At 61.9% G+C, this 3,738-nt stretch carries 5 protein-coding genes; all 5 read left to right on the forward strand.

The annotated features are described in order from the left end of the window. A partial coding sequence (locus BN32_RS27190) for a P-loop NTPase family protein (protein ID WP_162161338.1) occupies positions 1-362 on the forward strand: 362 nt, incomplete at its 5' end. A gap of 123 nt (positions 363-485) precedes the next feature. Further along, complete coding sequence (locus BN32_RS25345; protein WP_019200219.1) at positions 486-1,694, forward strand: MHYT domain-containing protein; 1,209 nt, start codon at positions 486-488, stop codon at positions 1,692-1,694. A gap of 169 nt (positions 1,695-1,863) precedes the next feature. Continuing rightward, complete coding sequence (locus BN32_RS25350) at positions 1,864-2,730, forward strand: FAD binding domain-containing protein (protein ID WP_019200218.1); 867 nt, start codon at positions 1,864-1,866, stop codon at positions 2,728-2,730. 21 nt (positions 2,731-2,751) lie between these two features. After that, complete coding sequence (locus tag BN32_RS25355; protein WP_019200217.1) at positions 2,752-3,252, forward strand: (2Fe-2S)-binding protein; 501 nt, start codon at positions 2,752-2,754, stop codon at positions 3,250-3,252. After that, on the forward strand, positions 3,249-3,738 hold a 490-nt coding region (locus BN32_RS25360), incomplete at its 3' end, for a xanthine dehydrogenase family protein molybdopterin-binding subunit (protein ID WP_040427760.1). The genes BN32_RS25355 and BN32_RS25360, both read left to right, overlap by 4 nt.

The following is a 3,738-nucleotide window of genomic DNA, read 5'->3' on the forward strand; positions in this document are numbered from 1 at the left end:
AGAGTATCGCGCTGGCACAGCGCTGCGGGATTGAAATCCTGCTCATCGATATGCCGCCCGGCGCACGGCATGCTCTCGTAGCGGCGCGTTACGCCGCCTTGGTAATCGTTCCGACGCGTCCGACGTTGTTCGATCTGCGTGTCACCCGAAGCATCGTCCAACTGCTGAAGTCAACGCAGGCGGCCTATGCGATCATCATCAATGCGGCACCGCCTCGGCGGCGCGATGGAGATGCGCCAGCGGTGCGTGAAACCCGCGAGGTTCTAGCTCCAGTAGCAAGGCGTGTCTGGTCACGGCAGATCACGCACAGACTGTCGGTGGTCTGTCCGTCGTCAGGTAATTTGAGACAGATGGCAGGCTGATTTAGGAGAGTTGGAGTCCAGTTTAATGATGCTTGGGCGACATTGCCAAATGGCTTGGGCAAGTTGATTTTTGTGAGTTTTTTGTTTTAGGGTCGCGGCTGTTCGGACAAGGACTGCTGGGATATGCCCATCGAACATGATCCGACGCTGGTTGCCCTGTCACTGCTCGTGGCAATACAGGCAAGCTACGTCGGTTTGAATCTGGCGCTTCGCGTTTCGCAGGCGTTCGCGCTGAATCGCCGCCTGCTGATCGCCGGTGCTGCGCTGTCCTTTGCGATCGGCATCTGGGCGATGCATTTCGTCGGCATGCTGGCGGCGCGGCTGCCCGTCACCGTCGACTACGTGGTGCTTCCGACGCTGCTGTCGTTCCTCGTTTGCGTGCTGGTGGTCGGAATCGCGGTTTACCTCGCGACATTGCGCTCGCAGCGGCTGCTGTTCATCGCGGCCACGGTGATGGGCGTCGGGATCGCCTCGATGCATTACATCGGGATGCTGGCGCTCCATGCCAGCGCCCACATGATGCACAATCCCGTTTATGTGCTGGCGAGCGTGCTGATCGCCGTTCTGGCGTCGGGCCTCGCGCTGTGGCTGGCATTCGCGTCCGAGACGAGGCCGCCCTTGCTGGTTTGCGCGGCGGTTCTGGGCTGCGCGATTTCGGGAATGCACTACACCGCGATGGCCGGGCTGACGCTGCATCCGATTGTCGGCGCATTGCCGCCGGGCACGCCGGCCATATCCGGCGATCTGCTGGCGGTGATCGTCAGTGTCGTCGCGTTTCTGGTGTCCGGTGTTTTCATGCTGGCGCTGGTTCCGGATCAGCGCGAATCCGCGGCGGACCCGGTGATCGTGCCCGAGGCGAACGAGCCGGATCCCATTCCGGCCCCGATTACGGCGGACAGCGTGACGCCTGTCTCTGGTTCGGTCGCGGAACTCACGGTCGCCGATGCGCCCACGCAGGCGACATCGGATGCTCCCATCTACGAGGCCACCCTGCCGGTGGAGAAGTATCGCGGCAGCCAGACCATCAACACCGCCGACATTTTCTCGGTCCACGCCAACGCACATTATACTTATGTGTTCAACGGCCGGGAGGACATCTTCTGTCCGCTCTCGATCGGCGAGATCATCGCGCGGCTGCCGCCCGATATTTTCTTTCGCGTCCACCGCAGCTACATCGTCAATATTCAGCGCGTCGCGCGTCTGAAGCGCGCGGGCGACAACGGAATTGCCGATCTCGATTCGCCGGTGCGCCGCTCGGTGCCGGTGAGCCGCAGCCGGTTGCCGCAATTGCGCGAGCAGCTCACCGAATATCTGCGAACCAGGGACAATTAAGACAGCGTTGCTGACGCAGTTCGTGCGCAGCTGCCGCTTTTGGTGCCGAAAACCGATCTCTGGTGCTCCTGTTCTTGAATGTTTCTAAACGGCTTGGCCTCCTAGGCAACGCGCTGATGTAAACCGGACCAACAGAGGTCTGGGGCGTGGGTAACCTGGGGAGGTAACCGTGATTCCTGGTTCATTTGACTACCATCGTCCGAAATCCGTCGCCGATGCCGTCGCGCTTCTGGTGAAGCTCGGCGAAGACGCCCGGCCCCTGGCCGGCGGCCACAGCCTGATCCCGATGATGAAAACCCGGCTGGCCACGCCAGAGCATCTGGTCGATTTGCGCGCCATCGGAGACCTCAAGGGGATCCGGGAAGAGGGCGGCGACATCGTTATCGGAGCGATGACCACCCAGCACACGCTGATCGGTTCCGATCTGCTGGCGGCGAAATTGCCGATCATTCGCGAGACGTCGCTGCTGATCGCCGATCCTCAAATCCGCTACATGGGCACCATCGGCGGCAACGCCGCCAACGGCGATCCGGGCAACGACATGCCCGCGCTGATGCAGTGTCTGGGCGCAAGCTACGAACTCACCGGCCCGAATGGCGTGCGCCGGGTTGCAGCGCGTGAGTTTTATCAGGCGGCGTATTTCACCGCCCTTGAGACCGGCGAAATCCTGACCGCGATTCGCATTCCGGTGCCGCCGGTTGGACATGGCTATGCCTACGAGAAACTGAAACGGAAAATCGGCGACTATGCCACCGCCGCGGCCGCGGTCGTTCTCACCATGAGTGGCGGCAAGTGCACCTCGGCTTCGATCGGGCTGACCAACGTGGCCGATACGCCGCTGTGGGCTGAAGAAGCCGCCAACGCACTGGTCGGCACCGCGCTCGACAAGGCGGCGCTCGACAAGGCCGTCGCGTTGGCCGAGGCGATCACCAGTCCGGCGGCGGATGGCCGCGGTCCTGCCGAATACCGCACCAAGATGGCTGGCGTGATGCTGCGCCGCGCCGCCGAGCGGGCGAAGTCCCGCGCGAAAAACTAGAAATTCAGGGAGAGACCCAACATGGCGAAAGCCCATATCGAGCTGACGATCAACGGGCAGCCGGTGGAGGCGCTGGTCGAGCCGCGCACCCTGCTGATCCATTTCATCCGCGAACAACAAAATCTCACTGGTGCGCACATCGGCTGCGACACCAGCCATTGTGGTGCTTGCACCGTCGATCTCGACGGCATGTCGGTAAAAAGCTGCACGACATTCGCCATTCAGGCCAATGGTTCGTCGATTACGACCGTCGAGGGCATGGCGGCCGCAGACGGCACGCTGAGCGCGTTGCAGGAAGGCTTCCGCATGATGCACGGCCTGCAGTGCGGTTACTGCACGCCGGGCATGATCATGCGCTCGCATCGCTTGCTGCAGGAAAATCCCAATCCGACTGAAGAGGAAATCCGGTTTGGTATCGCAGGGAATCTCTGCCGCTGCACCGGCTACCAGAACATCGTGAAGGCAATTCAATACGCGGCAGCCAAGATCAATGGCGTGCCTTTCCAGGAGGCCGCAGAATGAACGTCCAGGCTCCAATCGAACTCACCAGCGCCGAGCGCGCCGAAAAACTCCAGGGCATGGGGTGCAAGCGCAAGCGCGTCGAAGACATCCGCTTCACGCAAGGCAAGGGCAACTATGTCGACGACGTGAAACTGCCGGGCATGCTGTTCGGGGATTTCGTGCGCTCGTCCCACGCCCATGCCCGCATCAAGAGCATCGACACCTCGAAAGCCAAGGCGCTGCCGGGCGTGCTTGCGGTCCTGACCGCCGCCGACCTCAAGCCGCTCAATCTTCACTACATGCCGACGCTGGCCGGCGATGTGCAAGCCGTGCTCGCCGACGAGAAGGTGCTGTTCCAGAATCAGGAAGTCGCGTTCGTGGTGGCGAAGGACCGTTACATCGCCGCCGACGCGATCGAACTCGTCGAGGTCGAATACGAGCCGCTGCCGGTTCTGGTCGATCCGTTTAAGGCACTAGAGCCTGATGCGCCGCTGCTGCGCGAGGATA

This window comes from Afipia birgiae 34632 (assembly GCF_000308295.2).
In the GTDB taxonomy this organism is placed as follows: domain Bacteria; phylum Pseudomonadota; class Alphaproteobacteria; order Rhizobiales; family Xanthobacteraceae; genus Afipia; species Afipia birgiae.

Bases quoted from the DNA above. Each gene is read 5' to 3' on its own strand.
- BN32_RS25355 (WP_019200217.1), top strand. From the start codon at position 2,752: ATGGCGAAAGCCCATATCGAGCTGACGATCAACGGGCAGCCGGTGGAG.
- BN32_RS25345 (WP_019200219.1), top strand. From the start codon at position 486: ATGCCCATCGAACATGATCCGACGCTGGTTGCCCTGTCACTGCTCGTG.